Consider the following 20,415-nt stretch of genomic DNA (forward strand, 5'->3'; position numbering starts at 1 on the left):
GAATGCAAACCTTGAACACCACGCTGCTGATCATTGGCGGCGGCCCCGGCGGCTACATCACGGCGATTCGCGCCGGGCAACTGGGCATTCAGACCATTCTGGTCGAAGGCCAATCGCTGGGTGGCACTTGCTTGAACATCGGCTGCATTCCGTCGAAAGCGCTTATCCACGTGGCTGAGCAATTTCATCAGACCCAGCAGCACAACCAGCATTCGGCACTGGGTATCAGCGTTTCGGCGCCGACCCTCGATATCAGCAAAAGCGTCGAGTGGAAGGACGGCATCGTTGATCGCCTGACCACCGGCGTTGCCGCATTGCTGAAGAAGAACAAGATTCAAGTCATCAACGGCTGGGCCAAAGTCATCGACGGCAAAACCGTGGAAGTCGGCGACACCCGCATCCAGTGCGAGCACCTGGTGCTTGCCACCGGCTCCACCAGCGTCAATTTGCCGATCCTGCCGATTGGCGGGCCGATCATCTCCTCCACTGAAGCGTTGGCGCCGAAAAGCGTGCCGAAACGCCTGATCGTGGTTGGTGGTGGTTATATCGGTCTGGAGTTGGGCATTGCTTACCGCAAGCTCGGTGCCGAGGTCAGTGTGGTCGAGGCGCAGGATCGTATCTTGCCCGCCTATGACGCGGAACTGACCCAACCGGTGCATGACGCATTGAAGCAACTGGGCGTGAAACTGTATCTCAAGCACAGTGTTTTGGGCTTCGACGGTACATTGCAGGTGCGTGATCCGAACGGCGAAACCCTCGATCTGGAAACCGATCAGGTGCTGGTGGCCGTTGGTCGCAAACCCAACACACAAGGCTGGAACCTCGAAGCACTGAGTCTGGAAATGAACGGCTCGGCGATCAAGATCGACAACCGTTGCCAGACCAGCATGCGCAATGTCTATGCCATCGGCGATCTCAGCGGCGAGCCGATGCTGGCTCACCGCGCCATGGCTCAAGGTGAAATGGTTGCCGAGTTGATCAGCGGCAAGACCCGCGAATTCAACCCGACCGCCATCGCAGCCGTGTGCTTTACCGACCCGGAACTGGTGGTAGTCGGCAAGACGCCGGACGAGGCCAAGGCTGCCGGGCTCGACTGCATCGTTTCCAGTTTCCCGTTTGCCGCCAATGGGCGGGCGATGACGCTGGAATCGAAAAGCGGCTTCGTGCGCGTGGTCGCTCGTCGGGACAACCATGTGATTGTCGGCTGGCAGGCGGTGGGCGTGGGTGTTTCCGAATTGTCGACAGCGTTCGCGCAAAGCCTGGAAATGGGCGCGCGGCTGGAAGACATCGGCGGCACCATCCATGCGCACCCGACCCTGGGTGAAGCGGTGCAGGAAGCGGCGTTGCGTGCTTTGGGGCATGCGTTGCATCTGTAATTCAGGACTTTTGCGGATGGCCATGAAGGCCCCTTCGCGAGCAGGCTCGCTCCCACATTTGAAATGGGTTCTACCTGTGGGAGCGAGCCTGCTCGCGAATTCCTGAGGGCAACACGAATTATCTGTCTGTCATCCGATAGTCCGGGCTGCGAAACCGCTCAAGAATGAAGTATTGTTGTGCCCATCCAAAAAACGTCAGAAGCCTTGAACCGTTTCGACGGTTGTTCAGTGATAGAGGGTGTCATGGGTAACGAAAGCATCAATTGGGACAAGCTGGGTTTTGACTACATCAAGACCGACAAGCGCTATCTGTCGTACTTTCGCGATGGCGAGTGGGACAAAGGCACCCTGACCGAAGACAACGTGCTGCACATCAGCGAAGGCTCGACTGCCCTTCACTATGGTCAGCAGTGCTTCGAAGGCATGAAGGCCTATCGTTGCAAGGACGGCTCGATCAACCTGTTCCGCCCGGACCAGAACGCCCTGCGCATGCAACGCAGCTGCGCGCGCCTGCTGATGCCGCTGGTCGACACCGAGCAGTTCATCGAAGCCTGCAAAGCAGTGGTACGTGCCAACGAGCGCTTCATCCCGCCATACGGCACCGGCGGCGCGCTGTACCTGCGTCCGTTCGTGATCGGCGTGGGTGACAACATCGGCGTGCGCACCGCCCCCGAGTTCATCTTCTCGATTTTCTGCATTCCGGTTGGCGCCTACTTCAAGGGCGGCCTGACCCCGCACAATTTCCAGATCTCCAGCTACGACCGCGCCGCCCCACAAGGCACCGGCGCTGCCAAGGTCGGCGGCAACTATGCAGCCAGCCTGATGCCGGGATCGAAAGCGAAGAAAGCCAACTTCGCTGATGCGATCTACCTGGACCCAATGACCCACACCAAAATCGAGGAGGTCGGTTCGGCCAACTTCTTCGGGATCACCCACGACAACAAGTTCGTCACCCCGAACTCGCCGTCAGTACTGCCGGGCATCACCCGTCTGTCGCTGATCGAACTGGCGAAATCGCGTCTGGGCCTGGAAGTGGTTGAAGGCGACGTGCTCATCGACAAACTGTCGGACTTCAAGGAAGCCGGCGCCTGCGGTACTGCTGCGGTGATCACCCCGATCGGCGGCATCAGCTACAACGATCATCTGCATGTGTTCCACAGCGAAACCGAAGTCGGCCCGGTTACCCAGCAGCTCTACAAAGAGCTGACCGGTGTGCAGACCGGCGACATCGAAGCGCCAGCGGGCTGGATCGTCAAGGTTTGATCTGACGCTCTCTGAGGTGCGAAAGCCCTCCATCGAGCAATTGATGGGGGGCTTTTTTATTTCTAGCAGAATCAAAAGATCGCAGCCTTCTGCGACTCCTACAGGTGGAAAGCGAAACCCATGCAGGCGCTACCGAAGGCTGCGATCTTTTGATCTTTCATTTCAACGCGATGCGTTTTCCGGAGCGCCCGGCAATCCCGCTTGCCTGCCCATTCTGCTGCTTGCCCATCCGCGCCTGAGTAATCAACCCGGGGATCAACTCCCCCTCCGGCAAGTTCTTCCAGAACCGTACCGGCAAATGCCCCTGCATGACTTTCGGATTCAACCGCGCCGGATTGAAGATGTGGCTGTAATAGGTCAACCACAGATCACCATGCGGGTCGTCGACGTTCTGCGCCATCTGCTGCCATTCAACAGGGCATTGGCGCTCATGGATCAGTTGTTCACCGTCGTAGTAAACGCCGTCACGCGGTGTGGCGATCATCCAGCGGTGACGGCCCATGCGGGCGACGAAATGCTCGCTGGCGCTGTGCAGGATGTCGTGAGCCGGTTCGTGCCATGCCACATATTGCGGGCCTGGCGAATCTTTAGGCCGTTCGATGAAGCGCACGAATGCATGCAGATGATGGGCTTCGCGGCTGACTTGTTTGATTCGCCGCTGCAATTCGCTGCCCAGTTTGTCGCCGGCCATCATTGCCGTGCGGTCGCCGTGACTGACTCGCCACAGCACTTCATACAGCAGGCTCCAGCGTTGATCGCCACGGTATCGCGCGGCTTGCTCCAGGGTGTCGAGTAACGCACGCGGAATGCGGGCCTGAAACGGGCCGTGCCCCTCGGGCACTTCATGGTCGCTGACAAACAAGTCGCTGACGCCCTCCGAAGCCCAACTCACCAGACTCGGGTCGACCTCATGACTGAGTAGCCAGCGTGCCTGTTGGCGCCAGGTGTCGAACAGGTCGTCGCAATCAAGATTGATCATCCCCACAACCCCATCTGCTGCGGCTGCGGCCGGTCGCGCAGTTGCTGATAGAGCATATGACTGGTGACCTCGGCCTGCTGCGGGTGATAGTCGCTGGTGATGATGAACGGCTTGGCCTTGGCCAGCACACAGCGCATGCGTGCAACATCCTCGTAGCGGATCCGCCGCTGGCGGCGCAGCTCCACCAGACGTTCGGTGGTACGCAGGCCAATGCCGGGGATGCGTGCGATCAGTGCGGGCTCGGCGCGGTTCAGATCCAGCGGGAACACCTCGCGATTCTGCAGCGCCCACGCCAGTTTCGGATCGATGTCCAACGCCAGATTCCCCGGCCCCTTGAGCAACTCTCCGGCGCTGTAGCCGTAACTGCGCAAGAGAAAATCGGCCTGATACAAGCGGTGCTCGCGCATCAGCGGCGGCGCGGCCAGCGGCACGCTTTTGGGGCTGTCGGGGATCGGGCTGAACGCCGAATAGTAAACCCGGCGCAGGCGGAAGTTGCCGTACAAGGCCTGGGCGCCATGGAGGATTGTGCTGTCGTCGGTGTCATCGGCGCCGACGATCATCTGAGTGCTCTGCCCGGCCGGCGCGAACTTCGGCGCGCGTGGCTCGTTGAGCACGGTCTGCTCGCCGGTGTAGATGGTCTGCATGGCCTGCTTGATCGTGCCGATCTGTTTCTCCGGGGCCAGGGTTTGCAGGCTGGCATCGGTGGGCAGTTCGATGTTGACGCTCAGGCGATCGGCGTAACGTCCGGCCTGCTCGATCAACGCAGGATCGGCTTCGGGGATGGTCTTGAGGTGAATGTAACCGCGAAACTCGTGCTCTTCGCGCAACAGCTTGGCGACCCGGACCAGTTGCTCCATGGTGTAGTCCGCCGAGCGGATGATCCCGGAGCTGAGAAACAGGCCGCTGACACAGTTGCGCCGGTAGAAGTCCATGGTCAGCGCCACGACTTCCTCGGGCGTGAAACGCGCGCGCGGCACATCACTGGAGCGACGATTGACACAGTATTGGCAATCGTAAAGGCAGAAATTGGTCAGCAGAATCTTCAACAGCGAAACGCAACGCCCGTCCGGCGTGTAGCTGTGACAAATGCCCATGCCATCGGTCGAGCCCAGGCCGCTCTTGCCCTCGGAGCTTCGCTTGGGCGCACCGCTGCTCGCGCAGGAGGCGTCGTACTTGGCGGCGTCGGCGAGAATGCTGAGCTTGTCGATGATTTGCATGGCGCGGGCTCTTTACTGGTTGCATATACAGTATAGGGTCAACTGCGGTGGCACAAGGTGGCAAATGCGCCCCTCGTCGGCCAGACGCTCAAGATCAAGAGATCGCAGCCTTCGGCAGCTCCTACAAGGATTCGGCAGGGTCGGAATTTATCGGGTGTACACACTTCCTGTAGGAGCTGCCGAAGGCTGCGATCTTTTGATCTTTGCCTGCATCGGCAATTCGACACCAAACCGAACCCCGATTTCTTTGCACCCCACCGCCGTCAGCGCCAACGCCCGACTGTCCAGATCCTGCGTCACCCACTTACGCTTCAACGCCGTTTGCAGCAATGCCGCGCCCAGCGAACCACCCAGATGCGGCCGGCGCATGCTCCAGTCCAGACACGGGCAGGCGAACTTGCGGCGCAAAGTGCTCAAGTCCTGCACCTCAATGCCCAGCCCGGCAAACAAGGCCTCACCACTGTCACTCAGGCGATATGCCTGCTCGTCGGTTTTCACCAGCCAACCCGCCTCGATCAAGCGGTCATGCAGCAACACCGCCAGTGTCCCGGCCATATGGTCGTAGCAGGTGCGGGCGAACTGCAGGCGATCCGGCGTGTGCGCCTTGAACGTCGGCGCGGTGTTCTGGCCGATCACCATCAAGGCTTCCAGCGCCTGAGCGACGCGTTGGTCAGCCAGGCTGTAATAACGATGGCGGCCCTGCACGTGCAGACGCACCAGCGCCAGGTCCTTGAGTTTGGCCAAATGCGCGCTGGCGGTGGAAGCGCTGACTTCGGCAACAGCTGCCAACTCGGTGCTGGTGCGGGCATGGCCATCCATCAGCGAGCAGAGGATTTTTGTGCGTGCCGGCTCGGCGATGGCTGCCGCCACTTGCGAGACGCCGATATCTTGATGTTCTGCGTGCATATTTCGCTCCCGGACGAATCGTCGCCGCTACGGACTGGAGATAGTAGCAACACTTTCCCCATCGACAAGGCTGCGAACCATGGACCCGATCACCGCTGCGACTCATGCCGATCCCTACCCCTATTACGAAAAACTGCGCGCCGAGGGCGGACTGACGTTTCATCCCGAACTCAAATTGTGGGTCGCCAGCACGGCGAGCGCTGTTTGCGCCGTGCTGGCGCATGCCGACTGCCGGGTGCGTCCGGCGCAGGAACCGGTACCCAAAGCGCTTGCCGAGGGCATGGCAGGCAAGGTTTTCGCGCAGTTGATGCGGATGAACGATGGCGAAAGCCAGCGCTGCCCGCGTTCGGCATTCGAGCCGCCACTGCTGCTGATTGATCAGGACGAAGTCCGCGCGCGAGTGAGCGCACGACTGCTCAACACGGATGCGGACGGCTTGTACAACGCCATGTTCCGCGGCCCGGTGTCCGTGGTGGCGGCGTTGCTCGGGTTTTCTCCGGCGCAGAGTCGGGCGATCAGTGCGCTGACGGCGGATTTCGCGGCATGCCTGTCACCTTTGAGTAACGATGTGCAACTGACGGCTGCCCACGCCGCCGCCGAGCAGTTGCGCGGGCAGTTCATCGAGTTGTTGGCCGAGCCTGGCGTAAGCAGCGCGTTGCTTGCGGGCATCCGACAGCGCTTTGAAGGGGATCAGGAGAACCTGATCGCCAACCTGATCGGCCTCTGCTCGCAGACGTTTGAAGCCTGCGCCGGGCTGATCGGCAATGCGCTGCTGACGTTACATCGTCAGCCCGAGTTGCGTGGCGAATCAGTGGAAGCCCTGCTGAGTGAAGTCCAGCGCTTCGACCCGTCGATACAGAACACCCGGCGCTTTGTCGCCGCGTCCTGCGAAATCGACGGTGTGCGTGTCGAGGCTGGCGCGGTGATTCTGGTGCTGCTGGCCTCGGCCAACCGCGATCCGGCGCTGAACGACAACCCCGACCAGTTTCTACTGGAGCGCCCGAACCGCCGCAGTTTCAGTTTTGGCAGCGGTCGGCATCAGTGTCCGGGGCAGGCGGCGGCGATGAGTATTGCCAGTGCGACGGTCAGGGAAATTCTCGCTCACGGCATTGAACTGGAGCGCCTTAACTGGCACTACCGCCCTTCGCTCAACGGACGCATCCCACTGTTCAGCGACGTGGTTGCGTGCCGCAGCTCCTACAGGGATTTGCTCACACTGCCATTTGCAAAATCAACCAGCTATTGGCCCCGCTGATCAGCACAAACAACCCCCAGGCCAGCACCCGGGTCGGCCAGCGGTTCACGAACGGCCCCATCAGTTGTTTGTCGTTGGTCATACGGATCAGCGGATACAGGGCAAACGGCAGTTGCAGGCTCAGCACCACCTGACTGAGCACCAGCAGTTTGCCCACAGCGTTGTCGCCCATCAGCCACACGCCGATAAACGCCGGAATCAACGCCAGGCCACGAGTGATCAGGCGCCGTTGCCAGCAGGGAATGCGCAGATTCAGATAGCCCTCCATGATCACCTGACCGGCGATGGTACCGGTGAAGGTCGAACTCTGCCCTGACGCGAGCAACGCCACGCCGAACAACACGCTGGCCAGCGCACCGCCGACCAGCGGATCAAGCAGGTGGTAGGCGTCCTGGATGTCCACCACGTCGGTATGCCCGGACTGGTGAAACGCAGCCGCCGCGAGAATCAGAATCGCCGCGTTGACCATCAGCGCCAGCGCCAGCGAGCCGATGGTGTCGATGCGCGCCAGCTTCACCGCGTCCTGTTTGCTCGCCAGATCCTTGCCGATCATCCGCGTTTGCACGATGGACGTGTGCAGGTAGAGGTTATGCGGCATCACCGTGGCCCCGAGAATGCCGATTGCCAGATACAACGGCGCGGCATCACTGATGGCTGACAGGGATGGCTTGAAGCCTTGGGCGACGTCCGGCCAGTACGGTTTGATCAGCACCAGTTCAACGAAGAAACACACACCAATGGTGGCAACCAGCACCAGCATGATCGCTTCCAGTCGGCGGAATCCACGATTTTGCAGAGCCAGTACCAGCAATGTATCGAACGCGGTCAGGGCAATGCCGAAGGTCAGCGAACAGCCAAGCAACAAGTGAAACGCCAGCGCGCAACCGAGAACTTCGGCAAGGTCGGTGGCAATGATCGAGATCTCCGCCAACACCCATTGCAGCCGCGCGGTCGGGGTGCTGTAGCGTTCGCGGGACAATTGCGCCAGATCGCGCCCGGTGGCAATACCCAGCCGCGAACACAGGCACTGCACGACCATGCCCGCCAGACTCGCCAGCAACACCACAAACAGCAGGCTGTACCCGAAACGCGAGCCGGCTTCGATGGCCGTCGCCCAGTTGCCCGGATCCATATAGCCGATCGACACCAGCAAACCGGGGCCGGCGAAGCGCAGCACACGCTTGAAAAACGCGGCGTTGGGATCTACCGCAACACTGCCTGCCACTTCCGGCGGGCAAAACGGCGCGGTGGCGATTTTGGGCAAACTGAATTTCACGCACACATCCAGAAACAAGTCGAAAGACGCAGCTTAGACGTTTCGGCCCCTTTGATGAAAGCTCAAGACCCCGTCACGCCCAGCAACTGCTGGCGCAGTTCAGGATTGCGCGTACGTGGATTCAACCAGATATCAAAAAACGCGCGGGCGAACTGCGGGTCGGCGATCTCATGCTGCAACTGCTGGCCAACAAAAAAACGTGCGCCCTGCCCCGGTAAATACACTCCGGTGATGCGCGTGCCCGCCTGGACATCGACGAACGCCTGCTGCATCTGCGTCTGCCAGCCGGCCAGTTGCGCCGGGGTGACGGAGGCTCCATTCAGACGCTTGATTTCATCAACGCTGGCTTCGACCAGATCGTCGCGAGAAATCTGTCGGCGATAGATCAACTCCAGCGCGAAAGGCTGCCCGTCCGCCAGAGGCTGCGCCGTACTCCACAACCTTGCGTTATAAACGTCGAAACCAAACACACTGAAATCGCCGCTGCCGATGATCCTGGCGCCGGGCACTTCGTCCTGCCAGTTGGCCCAGGCCGGCGCAACCAGCAAGGCCCACAAGCCGATGGCGCAGCACCCTCGCAAGACACCCTGTGTTCTGTTCATCACGCCATTGACTCCGGTAAACCCTGACAGGCAAAGCATAGCCTGTATCGCTTCGATACTTTGTATACAAAAATCGCTCACATACGCAGCAAAACGTTCTTAGCAATGCTACCGTGGCCCCCTCTCACCCGACGGAGAAACCTGCGTGCTGATCCTCAAACTGCTGCTGATTCCCGGTTTTCTGCTGCTGATCTCACTGGCAGGCAAGCGTTGGGGGCCGAGCGTGGCCGGGTGGTTGTCTGGGTTGCCCGTGGTGGTCGGGCCGATTCTGTTTTTCCTCGCCATTGAACAAGGGTCGAAATTTGCTGCGCAATCGGCGGTGGCTGCGTTGTCGGCAATGTTCGCGATGATTGCCTTCTGCATCACTTACGCGCAGGTCGCGCAACGGGCGAACTGGCCATGGGCGCTGAGCCTTTCCCTGGCAGTCTGGGCAGTGTTGGCGCTGGTGCTGTCTTGGATTCCAGCGTCGTTGCCGTTCTCGGTGGCGGCGGCAGCGGTTGCTTTGCTGGCGGCACCCTACTTGTTCCCCAAGGTACAACCGGTGCTGAACGGCCCGGCGCCGAAGTCGGACAAACTGATCTGGCGGATGATCGCCGGCGCTGCGTTGACGCTGGTGGTGACGATGCTGGCCAGCACTGTCGGCGAACGCTGGAGCGGCCTGCTGGCGGTGTTCCCGGTGCTCGGCAGTGTGATGGCGGTGTTTTCCCAGCAGACCCGTGGCCCTGAGTTCACTGCCGCTCTGTTGCGGGCGACGGCGACCGGAATGTATTCATTTTCGGCGTTTTGCCTGGTGTCGGCGCTGACCTTGCCGAGTCTGGGGCTCAGCGGATTTGCCATGGGCGTCGCCGTGTCGGTGGCCATGCTCGGCGTGACCCGACAGTTGCTGGCGCGCCCGGCAGTGAAACGGCAACAACCGCAGTAACCCGGACGAGCCGCGCTGGAGTGCCACGGCTCTGCATGGGATGATCGCCCGCCTGCCCCGACCATTCCCCGGAGATTCGAATGACATTGTTGAGCAAGAAAGCCGTCGTCCTGTTGCTGGCGGCTGTCGCCGGTCTCGGCGCCATCAACGCTCAGGCGGCCAAGGCCAAGGAAAAATCGGCCACCGAGAAGGTCTCGATGCTGGGCGGCAAGTTCACCTTTGTGCTACCCAAAGGCTTCGTCGCCGATCCACTGCCGGCGAGCCCGACCGGTGCCACCGGCACGATGTACACCAACCAGACCACTAAAACCGTGGTCATCGCCGCCGAAAACCAGATTCCCGAAGGCAACAACGTCAAGGACAACGACAGCGAGTTTCTCGACGGCAGCGTCTCTGACTTCATCGAGGCGCAGCGCAAAGCATTGCCGGACTTCAACAAGCTCAGCGAAAAAAGCCTGACCCAAAAAGGCACCGGCCTTGGCCTGCGCCAGGTCGACAGCACTGCCACGCAGGGCGGCGGCCAGACCCTCAACACGACCTTGATGGCCGGTTCGGGAACGCGCATGGCGCTGGTCCAGGTGATCTCCCGGGTCAGCGACAAGGCCGGTCACGATGCGCTGGTGAAAGCCATCCTCAAGGAAAAATGAGCTTCAAGGGTTGAGTTGCTCTAGCCATGCATTCAAGTCCCGCAGTTCGGCCGCAGTGATGCTGTGGCCGACGCCGGGATACGCGTGGAATTGCGGCTTGTAAGCCAGTTTCTGCAGCAACGCATTGGCCTCGGTGCCGTCGCGATACGGCACGCGATCATCGGCGGTGCCGTGACCGATAAAGATGTTCAGTGGCAGCGGCTGTTGCTCGGTCTTGAGCTCGGTTTTCAACACCGGCAATAAACGCCCGCTCAACGCCGCAATACCTCCCACCGCCACCGGTGGTCGCAGGCCTACCTCGTAGGTCATCATCGCGCCCTGGCTGAAGCCGATCAGGTACACCTTGTCCGGGGCAGCGTGATATTTCTTCGCCGCTTGCGCGACAAAATCCCGGAGCTTCTGGCCGCTGGCCTTCAGATCATCGGTCTCGCCGTTGTAGGCGCCTTCGCCTTTCTTGCGAAACCACTGGAAACGCCCTTCGCCCAACGCCAGCGGTGCCTGCACCGACAGGTAGTTGTACTGCGCCGGGAGCTGAAATTTCATGCCGATCAGATCGGCCTCGTTACTGCCGTAGCCGTGCAGGAAAATCACCAGCGGACGCGGATCGGCATCAGGGTGAACCTGTTCGATGTACTTGAGTGGCAGGTCGCTTTGCAGGGTGGTTTGAGCATGGACGGCGGTGGACGCCAGGAGGGTCAACAGAGCAAACACCTTCAACATAGGTCTTCCTTCACAGGGTGTCGGGTTCGGGGGGAGCCTAACACCCTGAAGCAGGGATCCAAATATTGAGGTGCTGCTGAGGCCGCCATCGCTGGCAAGCCAGCTCCCACAGTGATTGGGGGTGTTCACATAGGCTGTGTTCCCCAACAAACCTTGTGGGAGCTGGCTTGCCAGCGATGAGGCCTTCAGATCCGCCCAGAGCTGTCAGTCGTTAGTCAGCTTGCCCGTGCGAAACGGTACCCGCCCCGCCACTTTCGCCTGCCAGATCCCCGGCTCGGTATAACGCCCGCGATCCAGCGCAAACAACACCCCGCTGGTTCCGGCACGCACGGTGGTCAACTGATCCTTCAACGGATCAACCACCTCAAAAATCGCATCGCCCTTCTCGACCCACTCGCCCGCATTGCGCAGGAAACTCACCACGCCATGGTGCGGGGCAAACAGGTATTCGGTGCCGGCGAAAGGCATGCCTTCACAGCACTCACTCGGCACCCCCGGCCATTCACCGCTGATGAAACCCTGCTCCGCCAGAAACCCGAGAATCGCCTCGCAATTGGCTTGAGCCTGATCAACCCGGGTGTCGCCCATGCTGCCCAGCTCCAAAGTGGTCGCGAGGTTGGCCGCCGGAATCGCCGCGTCCGGGAAGGCGCGCGCCAGACGCAGCCACGGTGTCGAGCAAGACTCGTCAAACGAACTGCCGCCGGAATCTTCACACAACAACGCCACGCCCGCCTTGATCCGCGCCGCCAGCGATTGCCACTGCGGCCAGTGTTGCGGCAGCGCGTAAAGATGAATCGACGCCTCGAAATCGCAATGCAGGTCGAGGGTAATGTCGGCGTCGCAAGCATGGCGCAGAAGCAAGCGGTGCAGCGCTTCCAGTTGCGAGGCCGGTGCCGGCAGATCATCGAAGACCCGGCCCATGGTCTGACGGATCAGCGCGATGTTGGCGTCGGCATCGGCGCCCAATTGATCACCGATCAACGCCGCCACCGGCGCGCTGAGTTCGACAAACCCGCGGTTGAAATTCTTGCCGCTGCCCAGTTCGAAGCGGCCCATGTGAGCGCTTTGCAGATGCTGGTCCAGGCCGATCGGGTTGGCCACCGGCACCAGTTCGATCACGCCTTGCAAACGGCCTTGCGCTTCGAGTGCGTTCAGGCGTTGTTTGAGTTCCCACGCGGTGCGCATGCCCGGCAGTTCATCGGCGTGCAGGCTGGCCTGGATGTACACCTTGCGGGTGCCGGCGCCATAACGAAACACGCTGAGGGAGCGCTCGCTGCCCAAGTGGCTCCAGGGCAGAACATGGTCGATGCGTTGCATAAGAAAACTCCGCGAACTCTGTAGGAGCTGCCGCAGGCTGCGATCTTTTGATCTTGTTTTTCAGGATCAAGATCAAAAGATCGCAGCCTGCGGCAGCTCCTACATTGGAAAGGTGTGATGCAGGATAAATCATGGGCACAAAAAAAGTGGCCACCGCGTGAACGGGGCCACTTTTTCTACAGCCTGTTAATGGCCGTACACGTCAAAGTCGAAGTACTTGTCCTGCACTTGCTTGTACTTGCCGTTGGCGCGAATTTCAGTGATGGCCTTGTTGAATTGCTCAGCCAGAGCGGTATCGCCCTTGCGCACTGCAATCCCGGCACCGCCGCCGAAGTACTTGGCGTCTTCGTAGGTCGGGCCGACGAATTCAAAGCCTTTGCCGGCGTCGGTTTTCAGGAAACCGTCGCTCAGGTTGACCGAGTCGGCCAGCATCGCGTCAATACGACCGGAGACCATGTCGAGGTTGGCTTCCTGCTGCGAGCCGTAACGCACCAGGTCGATACCGGCAGGTACCAGCACTTCGGTGGCGTAGCGGTCGTGAGTACTGGCACGCAGCACGCCGACTTTCTTGCCCTTGAGTTCAGTCAGCGGGTCTTTGACGCCGGAACCTTCCTTCATCACGAAGCGCGCCGGTGTGTGGTAGTACTTGATGGTGAAGTCGACGTTTTTCTTGCGGTCGTCAGTGATGGTCATCGAAGACAGGATCGCGTCGATCTTTTTCACTTTCAGTGCCGGGATCAGGCCATCGAATTCCTGCTCGACCCAGGTACATTTGACTTTCATCTGCTCACACAGCGCATCACCGATATCCACGTCGAAACCGGCGAGTTTGCCGTCAGGGGTTTTCATCGAGAACGGCGGGTATCCGGCTTCGATACCGATGCGGATCGGCTTGGCGTCTTCGGCCACAGCGGTCAGGGACAACATCGACAGTGCCAGGGCACCAAACATCACTAGCTTCTTCATTTATAACTCCTGTGTGCGGAGGCTTTTATTGGCAGCTTTCGAGTCAGCGTCCGGTCATGGCCATTTACAGGCAAAAAACCGAAGTGGCCGGCAGTCTATGGCGGCGCGCACAGGGCAGATTGTTTTTAAGCGACAAATACTTACAGAAGATCGGCGCACCAGCTGAGCGGTGTCAATCGGTGCGCCGTCGTGGTGCAAAGGCTGTAGGACAAGCCCTCAAACAGAACAAAATTCCCCCTGTAGGAGCTGCCGCAGGCTGCGATCTTTTGACTTGGATTTTAAAAAACAGGATCAAAAGATCGCAGCCTGCGGCAGCTCCTACACAGGGTTTGGGTTTCAGCAGTTGCAGCCGATGGGGGCCTTGGCTGCTTGCTCCACGCTTAATTGAAATCCTTCGTCCAGCCAACCGGTTACACCACCAATCATCTCCTTGACCGGGTAACCCAATGCCGCCAGTTTCACCGCGGCCTTGTTGGCGCCATTGCAATGCGGACCGGCGCAATAGACCACGAACAGTGTGGTTTTCGGGTGAGCCGCCAATCCTTCAGCCGTCAGCAACCGCGTCGGAATGTTGATCGCGCCTGGAACATGTCCACGTTCGAATGCCAGTGGCCCGCGCACATCGACCAGCACAAAGTCGACCTCACCGGCCTCTTGGCTGCTGAATACGTCGGAGCAATCGGTTTCGAAAGTCAGACGGTTGCTGAAGTGCATCAGGGCAATTGCCGACGGTGCGGCAGGAAATTCGCGAACCAGACTGGTCATGGGGTGTTGCTCCTACATCTGAACGGGTGTGGACAGACTTTATCGAGCCGCCGCTTGCCGCTACAGTGGCGCACAAGACACTCACCGGGAATTTTCCGCCAAATGCCCTTATCACCCAATCTGGTCGCGATTCTGGCCTACGACGGCCTCTGTACTTTCGAGTTCGGCATTGCCGTGGAGATCTTCGGCCTGGCCCGGCCGGAGTTCGATTTTCCTTGGTACGAGCATGCGATTGCAGCGGTCGATCAAGGGCCGATGCGCGCCATGGGCGGGATTCAGGTATTGGCCGACGGTGATTTGGAACTGTTGGCCGAGGCCCGCACCATCATCATTCCCGGATGGCGCGACCGTAATGCTGCGGTGCCCCCCGAATTGATCGACGCATTGCGCCAGGCCCATGCCCGGGGAGCGCGCCTGTTGTCGATCTGCTCGGGGGTTTTTGTGCTGGCAGCCACCGGCCTGCTCGACGGTCACGGCGCCACCACTCATTGGCGCTATACCACTGAACTGGCGCAACGCTTTCCGGCGATTGCGGTTGATCCCGATGTGCTTTATGTCGATTCGGGCCAGTTGATCACCTCGGCCGGCAGCGCGGCCGGCATCGACGCCTGCCTGCATCTGGTGGCGCGGGACTTCGGCACGCAGGTGGCCAACTCGGTGGCGCGGCGACTGGTGATGTCGCCGCAGCGTACCGGCGGTCAGGCGCAATTCATTCCGACACCGGTGAGCGCGACGCCGCGCAATGACCTGTCGCGGGTAATGCAGTGGGCGCGCGAGCGCTTGCATGAACCGCTGGAGGTGCGCGATCTGGCCAGTGAAGCGGCGATGAGTGAGCGCACTTTTTTGCGGCGATTCAGCGAAGCCAGCGGTCAGTCGCCCAAAGCCTGGTTGCAGCATGAACGGCTGGCCCGGGCGCGAGAGTTGCTGGAGAGCACGGATCAACACACCGAGCAGATTGCCGAACGCTGTGGTTATCGGTCGGTGGAGAGTTTTCGGGTGGCGTTTCGCGGCGTGGTGGGTGTGCCGCCGTCGGTGTATCGGGAACGGTTTGGGCGGGGTGTCAAAGCCATTTCTTGAGTTGATTTTGAAGCCGCCTTCGCGGGCAGGCTCGCTCACACAGGGGTTACGCATTTCAAAGGTGGGAGCGAGCCTGCTCGCGAAAGCGTCCGGTAAAACGCAGCATCATTTCGGCATCAGCCATGAGGCTACAGCGCCTTGCGCCTTTGCCTACAACTACGCCAGAATCCGCCGGCTTGTGCGGCTTGGGGGTCGCCGGTAACTTGGTTCGCGTCACTGAAGGGTCAGTGATCGGGTTTAGTCGCTCGGTAATCCACTTAAACTGCACAACGTTCCAGACAGTAGGTATTTCTATACCTCACTCAATGGTAGCTGTGCGCAGGGCGCCTTCGGGTGCGCCGGTTTTGGTGGAGTTTCCGGTCGACTAACCTGCGTATAGCTGCCACCTTTTCGTTTAGTCGCGAGGTGGTGTCAGCATCACTTTGGAAAACTACACCATGTTCAAAATCACACCAAATCCGCCTGAAACAGGCGCGGAAATCGATCCAAATCCAACCTCCCCCTATTCCACCCCGGGCTCCAGAAAACTCCACGAAGCCGCCGAACGCGCCCTCGATCACTATCTGAAACCCACACCGCCTTTACCACCCCGCAAGGCCAGCACCATGTTCCTCGTTGACCCGAACACAGGCACCGAAGACCTCATGGCCCACGCCTGCGAATCCATGGCCTCGGCCAGCGTCATGCTCAGCGACTTCGCCGCCCTGCTCGACTCGCCGTACCGCAACACCGTTCTCGGTATCCAGCAAGTCGTCATGCTCGGAGAACTCGCGGTCAACCGCGCCCTCGACAAACTCGACCCCGACCTGAGGCAATGACCATGACCAATAAAACAGATGCACAGGTCGTCGCGGCATTGATTGCCATGGGCTTCAACGAACGGGACAGACGCTGGGCGCAGAACGCCTGCCTGGTGCTCTTCGAAAGCGAACGAGAAACCATCGTCGCCTCCGCCGTCACCGCCCTCGCTCAACTCGATGAACTGGAAGTCGACGCCGTGCTGCCCGCACTGCACCGCGTGACACGCCGCTTCCCATCACTGCAAAGAACCGTGGCCGACACACTGGCCGAGATGTCGCACGCGGCCTGATTGACCGCGTGATCGTTCTTCGCGAGCAAGCTCGCTCACACATTGATCTGCGGTGTACTCAACCGCAATCAACTGTAGGAGCGAGCCTGCTCGCGAAGGCTTCCTTTCTGCTGACGAATATCGGAAAGCCAGACTCCAGGAAGGTTTAAGCCTTGAAGGAACATCATCCGCGCTTCCACAAGAAACCACTGCAATGACTGCGACAGACAGGAGGCTACAGATGTATTTATGGATTAGCGGTTTCTTAAAAGGTGACGACAAAGACCACACCTTAAAATACGAACTTGCAGTCGGGCCGGAGTTTGAAGCCGCAGTCTTGGCTGCAATGGGTTGGAAAAGCCTTGATGAAAGTCCCGACGGCGAATGGCTGCTGACGGCGGATCAAGCTCAAAAAATCGGCATGGCGGTGAACGAACAACTGCCACCGGAACTCGACCTTTTTATTGGCATTAGGGGTTAACTTCGCCAATGAGCCTCATCTACCAAGATCCGTCATTAAGCCACGATGATGCCATCCGCCTTCTTGCCAGCGGCACGGATGCAAACGTGATCGCTGCACTCGTTTCCATTGGCTTGAATGAAACTGATAGAAACTGGGCTGAGGACATCTGCCTGAAATACCTGAACAGCAAAACTGAAGCTGTTGTGGCGTCTGCCATTACCGCGCTCGGCCACATCGCTCGTCGACATGGTGAACTGGATACTGAAAAAGTTATTCCTGCACTCAAAGAACTTAAGGGTAAATACCCTTCTGTTGAAGGGATCATTGAAGACACGATTGACGATATTGAAGTATTCACCTGATCCACAAAATCGCAGGCTGAGATCATTTAGATGAAGGGTGGCCTTCATCCAACTCGTTCAGATCACGCGACCGCCAGCCTCAATCCTCCCGCGTCAAAACCTCCAGCAACTCAATCTCAAAAACCAGATTCGAATTCGGCGGAATTTTGGCTATCGTCCGCTCGCCATATCCCAAATGCGCCGACACCAACAGTTTGCGTTTGGCCACCCACCTGCATGCCCATCAAGCCTTGATAGCAACCTTTTCGTATATGACCTTTAAGCAATTAGGCTTTACCAAGCGCTTCCAACTCGAGGAAATACTCCCGTCCCAATGGTGTGAGGTCAGCATATTGGCGCCCATAGGCACCATTGACAGCGCGAATGAGCCCCACCGCAGTAAGGTGTTCGAGAACATTCTGCGTTGCGATTCGAGACAACCCAGAGCTTTGGCGAATTTCATCAATTTCAGCCTGATAGCCCTTTTGAATCGCGCTCCCCACAACCACGAAGACGCGGTTCTGATCATCCGTCAAGGGTAAGCTATGTGCAGCTTCGTCCCCGCTACATTCACCGCCCTCATATCGGGCGTACACCAGCGCGGCAACGGGCACCATCAGCAGCACAATCAATAAGGACGCGAGCATCACAACCCAAACGGGGAAAGAAATATCTCTTGCCAACCAACTGCCCACGCTCTGCACCCAACTCCAAACCCAGTCAATTACCGGACTAAAGATCGAAAGGTTTAACTGTTCTTCGCCCCATTTCGCAAACGGCGCCAGCATCACCGTACCGATAATCGCCCACATTCCCCTGATTACCCATTTGAATATAGATTTTTCGTCTGCTTGCATGTCTTCCCCCTACCCGCCTGATACTCCGGACATTACCAGAGTAGCCCTATGCCGTGACTCCGATTGCCAGCTCCGCTCCATCTTCAAACTAGCCAGTAGCCACCATTCAAAGCCCCACCCCAAGCGTTTATCCTTCGCGGCTGCCAAACGACACGGAACACAGGGAACGATCAGCAAGGCTTTTTGGGACTTGTCCTGCCGCCATTGAGTGCGCTTCCCACTAACGTCGATACTGCCCCAGCCACAGGCTGGATTTCCCAAGGATGAAAGGAAGCTGCATGTCTGGTTATGTACCCAACCCATCGAAGGGCTATCGCAATATCGGTGTCGAGCCTGTCGATATCCATGCCCAGCGTTGGGCTGAATACAAAGATCTCCCCTCCAAAGAAGACGCCAAACCAAACAGTTTGGGCTGTGTGTTCGCCAAGAGCTGTGATCTTCCAGACGGCGTGATTGACCATAAGAAGCCAGCAGGATTTATCCCCGTTGAGAAGATCGCTAATTTTGGCGAGCTTGCCATTCTCGGTGGCCACGAGACGGACGCACAGGGAAACATTCCCCTCAAGAAAGTGAGCGGTGCAGTGCCGGCAACGCTTGGAACTCTCCTGTTAGGTGGGGTTGCTGCAACTGCTGGCGCATCATGTGGTGGCCTATGTACTGCTGGGGCAGCTGTTGCTGGTGGGAGTGCTGCAACAGGCGCAGGTACTGCAACCGGTGTTTCTGGCGGGGTTCTAACTACCGGTGTTGCGGCTGGTGCGTTGGCTGGCTTTATTGCATTGCTGTGGCCCTCCAGTTTGGGCGACAGCAGCCTTTACACAGAGGAACAGCTTCAATCGCTCAAGAAAGGTCGCACACGGGTTCGAATTCACGTCGAGCAGCAGGTCGATGGCACCTTAAAGGGATACGGGTACAACACTCAAAAGCGCACCGATTGGGAGATGATTCCCGTTGTGCACTTCGTTGAGCAAGGCTCTCAGCAGGTGGCGGACTTCGGGGATGGTGTGACGCTGATCTGGACGCCAGCCGTTGACCCATCCAGCACGACAGGAATTCCGCCACTAGAGGGTGCACCTCAAGCCCCGCAAATCTGGATTTATCCGCCGTCTGAAAAAGCAGATAGCATCATCGTTAACCCGATCTATCCGCCCGAGTACAAAGACTTCATTCTGGTATTCCCTGCTGACTCGGGAGTAAAACCGCTTTACATCGTGATGAACGTCCGTCGAAAGCCAGGCACCGTTACAGGCCAAGGGCAGGACGTAGTAGGAATCTGGCTTGCAGGCGCTGGCGTGGGGCTAGGCGTACCTGTTCCCTCACAGATCGCAAACCAACTGCGAGGACGGGAATTCAAGGACTTCGACACTTTCCGAAAAACATTCTGGGAGCTTGTAGCCAAAGACCCGGAGCTAAGTCAGCAATTCAACGAACGTAATCTAAAAGGCATGCTAAATGGTCTGGCACCGGTTACACCGAGAGCCGGACATGCAGGAAAGCGAATCGCATTCGAGCTGCACCACATCGAACTAATCAAGGATGGTGGTGCGGTGTACGATACCGACAACATCAATGTCGTCACCCCAAGACGCCATATCGACATTCACAGGAGAGTTGAGTAATGGAATTGAAGAGTCATCTGGCCGACTACACCGAGCAGGAATTCAAGGCTCTGATTCAGGCAATTGAAGACGCAAAGACCGAGGATGAACGGGGTGAGCTTGTCGATCACTTCAACAAGATTGTTCCGCATCCAGCGGGAAGCGACCTACTGTTCCATCCAGAGGCTGGCGAGGATGATTCAACAGATGGCGTGACACGCACTGTTGGTAATTACTGCCGTGCGAATGGCCTACCGGGCTTCAAGAACTGACAGATCAGGAAAAGCCCGCTCGGACATCTTTCTTGGTGGGCTACAGAGTTTTACCTGAATTGCCAGTCGGGTTGAAAGCAGAGCTAAAAATTGCATCGTCGACAAGCGAACCAATAGCCCCGTTACCTCAATCCTCCCGCGTCAGCACTTCCAGCAACTCAATCTCAAACACCAGATTGGAATGCGGCGGGATCTTGCCCATCGTCCGCTCGCCGTACCCCAAATGCGCCGGCACCAGCAATTTGCGTTTGCCACCGACCTGCATGCCCATCAAACCCTGATCCCAACCCTTGATCACCCGCCCGGTGCCGATCACGCACTGAAACGGTTTGCCACGGCTGTAGGAAGAATCGAACTCGGTGCCGTCTTCCAGCCAGCCGGTGTATTGGGTGGTGATCAGCGCGCCTTTGACGGCAGCCTTGCCCTCGCCCACCTCAAGATCGATTACCTGCAGTTCATCATTCATGACATTCACTCTATTGTTCGGCTGGCCGCCGTTTTCCCAGAATTGCCGGGGATTGGCAACCCAC

General features: G+C 58.8%; 23 protein-coding genes and 1 pseudogene. 12 read left to right on the forward strand and 12 right to left on the reverse strand.

Annotated elements, in window-relative coordinates:
* Nucleotides 1–2: 2 nt before the first annotated feature.
* The gene (lpdA, locus tag PSH79_RS16535) at nt 3–1,376 is read left to right on the forward strand and encodes a dihydrolipoyl dehydrogenase (RefSeq protein WP_305438467.1); all 1,374 of its coding nucleotides are present in this window, start codon (nt 3–5) and stop codon (nt 1,374–1,376) included.
* 243 nt (nt 1,377–1,619) lie between these two features.
* The gene (locus tag PSH79_RS16540; protein ID WP_305438469.1) at nt 1,620–2,639 is read left to right on the forward strand and encodes a branched-chain amino acid aminotransferase; all 1,020 of its coding nucleotides are present in this window, start codon (nt 1,620–1,622) and stop codon (nt 2,637–2,639) included.
* 157 nt (nt 2,640–2,796) lie between these two features.
* On the opposite strand, the gene PSH79_RS16545 is transcribed toward PSH79_RS16540, so the two are convergent.
* The 3 genes from PSH79_RS16545 to PSH79_RS16555 all read right to left on the reverse strand — a co-directional run bounded on the left by PSH79_RS16545 (nt 2,797) and on the right by PSH79_RS16555 (nt 5,741).
* Nucleotides 2,797–3,618: a TIGR03915 family putative DNA repair protein gene (locus PSH79_RS16545; protein ID WP_305438470.1), complete on the reverse strand. Its 822-nt coding sequence runs from the start codon at nt 3,616–3,618 to the stop codon at nt 2,797–2,799.
* A complete protein-coding gene (locus PSH79_RS16550) occupies nt 3,615–4,835 on the reverse strand; it encodes a putative DNA modification/repair radical SAM protein (protein ID WP_305438472.1) in 1,221 nt (406 codons plus the stop codon). Before PSH79_RS16550 ends, PSH79_RS16545 begins: the two co-directional genes overlap by 4 nt.
* A gap of 147 nt (nt 4,836–4,982) precedes the next feature.
* Nucleotides 4,983–5,741: a helix-turn-helix transcriptional regulator gene (locus PSH79_RS16555; RefSeq protein WP_305438473.1), complete on the reverse strand. Its 759-nt coding sequence runs from the start codon at nt 5,739–5,741 to the stop codon at nt 4,983–4,985.
* Between the two features lie 79 nt (nt 5,742–5,820).
* On the opposite strand from PSH79_RS16555, the gene PSH79_RS16560 reads away from it, so the two are divergent.
* Nucleotides 5,821–6,996 (forward strand): cytochrome P450, encoded by a 1,176-nt coding sequence (locus tag PSH79_RS16560; protein ID WP_305438474.1) that lies wholly within the window; start codon nt 5,821–5,823, stop codon nt 6,994–6,996.
* Here PSH79_RS16560 and PSH79_RS16565 read toward each other — a convergent pair.
* Entirely contained in the window at nt 6,953–8,221 is a 1,269-nt protein-coding gene (locus PSH79_RS16565; protein ID WP_370872667.1) for an Nramp family divalent metal transporter, read from the reverse strand. The genes PSH79_RS16560 and PSH79_RS16565 overlap by 44 nt on opposite strands.
* Before the next feature lie 113 nt (nt 8,222–8,334).
* Nucleotides 8,335–8,874, reverse strand: coding sequence for a chalcone isomerase family protein (locus PSH79_RS16570; RefSeq protein ID WP_305438476.1), 540 nt, complete (start codon nt 8,872–8,874; stop codon nt 8,335–8,337).
* A gap of 145 nt (nt 8,875–9,019) precedes the next feature.
* On the opposite strand from PSH79_RS16570, the gene PSH79_RS16575 reads away from it, so the two are divergent.
* Both PSH79_RS16575 and PSH79_RS16580 read left to right on the forward strand, forming a co-directional pair.
* Nucleotides 9,020–9,796: a hypothetical protein gene (locus tag PSH79_RS16575; RefSeq protein ID WP_305438477.1), complete on the forward strand. Its 777-nt coding sequence runs from the start codon at nt 9,020–9,022 to the stop codon at nt 9,794–9,796.
* A gap of 80 nt (nt 9,797–9,876) precedes the next feature.
* A complete protein-coding gene (locus tag PSH79_RS16580) occupies nt 9,877–10,443 on the forward strand; it encodes a hypothetical protein (RefSeq protein ID WP_305438478.1) in 567 nt (188 codons plus the stop codon).
* Between the two features lie 3 nt (nt 10,444–10,446).
* On the opposite strand, the gene PSH79_RS16585 is transcribed toward PSH79_RS16580, so the two are convergent.
* The 4 genes from PSH79_RS16585 to PSH79_RS16600 all read right to left on the reverse strand — a co-directional run bounded on the left by PSH79_RS16585 (nt 10,447) and on the right by PSH79_RS16600 (nt 14,211).
* Entirely contained in the window at nt 10,447–11,163 is a 717-nt protein-coding gene (locus PSH79_RS16585; RefSeq protein WP_305438479.1) for an alpha/beta hydrolase, read from the reverse strand.
* A gap of 204 nt (nt 11,164–11,367) precedes the next feature.
* Nucleotides 11,368–12,480, reverse strand: coding sequence for a succinylglutamate desuccinylase/aspartoacylase family protein (locus PSH79_RS16590; RefSeq protein ID WP_305438481.1), 1,113 nt, complete (start codon nt 12,478–12,480; stop codon nt 11,368–11,370).
* Between the two features lie 186 nt (nt 12,481–12,666).
* The gene (locus tag PSH79_RS16595) at nt 12,667–13,446 is read right to left on the reverse strand and encodes an ABC transporter substrate-binding protein (RefSeq protein WP_305438483.1); all 780 of its coding nucleotides are present in this window, start codon (nt 13,444–13,446) and stop codon (nt 12,667–12,669) included.
* 336 nt (nt 13,447–13,782) lie between these two features.
* A complete protein-coding gene (locus tag PSH79_RS16600) occupies nt 13,783–14,211 on the reverse strand; it encodes a rhodanese-like domain-containing protein (RefSeq protein ID WP_305438484.1) in 429 nt (142 codons plus the stop codon).
* Between the two features lie 102 nt (nt 14,212–14,313).
* On the opposite strand from PSH79_RS16600, the gene ftrA reads away from it, so the two are divergent.
* From ftrA to PSH79_RS16625, 5 genes are all read left to right on the forward strand, one after another.
* Entirely contained in the window at nt 14,314–15,288 is a 975-nt protein-coding gene (ftrA, locus tag PSH79_RS16605; protein WP_305438485.1) for a transcriptional regulator FtrA, read from the forward strand.
* Nucleotides 15,289–15,725: 437 nt separating this feature from the next.
* Entirely contained in the window at nt 15,726–16,106 is a 381-nt protein-coding gene (locus PSH79_RS16610) for a DUF6124 family protein (RefSeq protein WP_305438486.1), read from the forward strand.
* 2 nt (nt 16,107–16,108) lie between these two features.
* Entirely contained in the window at nt 16,109–16,378 is a 270-nt protein-coding gene (locus PSH79_RS16615) for a hypothetical protein (protein WP_305438487.1), read from the forward strand.
* Nucleotides 16,379–16,598: 220 nt separating this feature from the next.
* The gene (locus tag PSH79_RS16620) at nt 16,599–16,838 is read left to right on the forward strand and encodes a pyocin S6 family toxin immunity protein (RefSeq protein WP_305438489.1); all 240 of its coding nucleotides are present in this window, start codon (nt 16,599–16,601) and stop codon (nt 16,836–16,838) included.
* A gap of 8 nt (nt 16,839–16,846) precedes the next feature.
* Entirely contained in the window at nt 16,847–17,182 is a 336-nt protein-coding gene (locus PSH79_RS16625; protein WP_305438490.1) for a hypothetical protein, read from the forward strand.
* 79 nt (nt 17,183–17,261) lie between these two features.
* Here PSH79_RS16625 and PSH79_RS16630 read toward each other — a convergent pair.
* Together PSH79_RS16630 and PSH79_RS16635 are read right to left on the reverse strand one after the other, a co-directional pair.
* Nucleotides 17,262–17,427: pseudogene (locus PSH79_RS16630) on the reverse strand (FKBP-type peptidyl-prolyl cis-trans isomerase); the annotation flags it as partial.
* A 21-nt stretch (nt 17,428–17,448) separates the two neighbouring features.
* A complete protein-coding gene (locus tag PSH79_RS16635; protein WP_305438491.1) occupies nt 17,449–18,018 on the reverse strand; it encodes a hypothetical protein in 570 nt (189 codons plus the stop codon).
* A 278-nt stretch (nt 18,019–18,296) separates the two neighbouring features.
* Between PSH79_RS16635 and PSH79_RS16640 the strand changes: the two genes are divergently transcribed.
* Both PSH79_RS16640 and PSH79_RS16645 read left to right on the forward strand, forming a co-directional pair.
* On the forward strand, nt 18,297–19,634 hold the full coding sequence (locus tag PSH79_RS16640; RefSeq protein ID WP_305438492.1) for an S-type pyocin domain-containing protein: 1,338 nt from the start codon (nt 18,297–18,299) through the stop codon (nt 19,632–19,634).
* Complete coding sequence (locus PSH79_RS16645) at nt 19,634–19,885, forward strand: bacteriocin immunity protein (protein ID WP_305438493.1); 252 nt, start codon at nt 19,634–19,636, stop codon at nt 19,883–19,885. Before PSH79_RS16640 ends, PSH79_RS16645 begins: the two co-directional genes overlap by 1 nt.
* 127 nt (nt 19,886–20,012) lie before the next feature.
* Here PSH79_RS16645 and PSH79_RS16650 read toward each other — a convergent pair whose 3' ends face one another.
* A complete protein-coding gene (locus tag PSH79_RS16650; protein ID WP_305438495.1) occupies nt 20,013–20,351 on the reverse strand; it encodes an FKBP-type peptidyl-prolyl cis-trans isomerase in 339 nt (112 codons plus the stop codon).
* Nucleotides 20,352–20,415 lie beyond the last annotated feature (64 nt).

The organism is Pseudomonas sp. FP2196 (genome assembly GCF_030687715.1).
GTDB lineage: Bacteria > Pseudomonadota > Gammaproteobacteria > Pseudomonadales > Pseudomonadaceae > Aquipseudomonas.

Coding starts and splice junctions, on each gene's coding strand:
- PSH79_RS16550 (WP_305438472.1), bottom strand. CDS start 4,835: ATGCAAATCATCGACAAGCTCAGCATTCTCGCCGACGCCGCCAAGTAC.
- PSH79_RS16555 (WP_305438473.1), bottom strand. CDS start 5,741: ATGCACGCAGAACATCAAGATATCGGCGTCTCGCAAGTGGCGGCAGCC.
- PSH79_RS16650 (WP_305438495.1), bottom strand. CDS start 20,351: ATGAATGATGAACTGCAGGTAATCGATCTTGAGGTGGGCGAGGGCAAG.
- PSH79_RS16610 (WP_305438486.1), top strand. CDS start 15,726: ATGTTCAAAATCACACCAAATCCGCCTGAAACAGGCGCGGAAATCGAT.
- PSH79_RS16635 (WP_305438491.1), bottom strand. CDS start 18,018: ATGCAAGCAGACGAAAAATCTATATTCAAATGGGTAATCAGGGGAATG.
- PSH79_RS16580 (WP_305438478.1), top strand. CDS start 9,877: ATGACATTGTTGAGCAAGAAAGCCGTCGTCCTGTTGCTGGCGGCTGTC.
- PSH79_RS16595 (WP_305438483.1), bottom strand. CDS start 13,446: ATGAAGAAGCTAGTGATGTTTGGTGCCCTGGCACTGTCGATGTTGTCC.
- ftrA (WP_305438485.1), top strand. CDS start 14,314: ATGCCCTTATCACCCAATCTGGTCGCGATTCTGGCCTACGACGGCCTC.
- PSH79_RS16590 (WP_305438481.1), bottom strand. CDS start 12,480: ATGCAACGCATCGACCATGTTCTGCCCTGGAGCCACTTGGGCAGCGAG.
- PSH79_RS16545 (WP_305438470.1), bottom strand. CDS start 3,618: ATGATCAATCTTGATTGCGACGACCTGTTCGACACCTGGCGCCAACAG.
- PSH79_RS16600 (WP_305438484.1), bottom strand. CDS start 14,211: ATGACCAGTCTGGTTCGCGAATTTCCTGCCGCACCGTCGGCAATTGCC.
- PSH79_RS16570 (WP_305438476.1), bottom strand. CDS start 8,874: ATGAACAGAACACAGGGTGTCTTGCGAGGGTGCTGCGCCATCGGCTTG.
- PSH79_RS16615 (WP_305438487.1), top strand. CDS start 16,109: ATGACCAATAAAACAGATGCACAGGTCGTCGCGGCATTGATTGCCATG.
- PSH79_RS16625 (WP_305438490.1), top strand. CDS start 16,847: ATGAGCCTCATCTACCAAGATCCGTCATTAAGCCACGATGATGCCATC.
- lpdA (WP_305438467.1), top strand. CDS start 3: ATGCAAACCTTGAACACCACGCTGCTGATCATTGGCGGCGGCCCCGGC.
- PSH79_RS16585 (WP_305438479.1), bottom strand. CDS start 11,163: ATGTTGAAGGTGTTTGCTCTGTTGACCCTCCTGGCGTCCACCGCCGTC.
- PSH79_RS16645 (WP_305438493.1), top strand. CDS start 19,634: ATGGAATTGAAGAGTCATCTGGCCGACTACACCGAGCAGGAATTCAAG.
- PSH79_RS16540 (WP_305438469.1), top strand. CDS start 1,620: ATGGGTAACGAAAGCATCAATTGGGACAAGCTGGGTTTTGACTACATC.
- PSH79_RS16620 (WP_305438489.1), top strand. CDS start 16,599: ATGTATTTATGGATTAGCGGTTTCTTAAAAGGTGACGACAAAGACCAC.
- PSH79_RS16560 (WP_305438474.1), top strand. CDS start 5,821: ATGGACCCGATCACCGCTGCGACTCATGCCGATCCCTACCCCTATTAC.
- PSH79_RS16640 (WP_305438492.1), top strand. CDS start 18,297: ATGTCTGGTTATGTACCCAACCCATCGAAGGGCTATCGCAATATCGGT.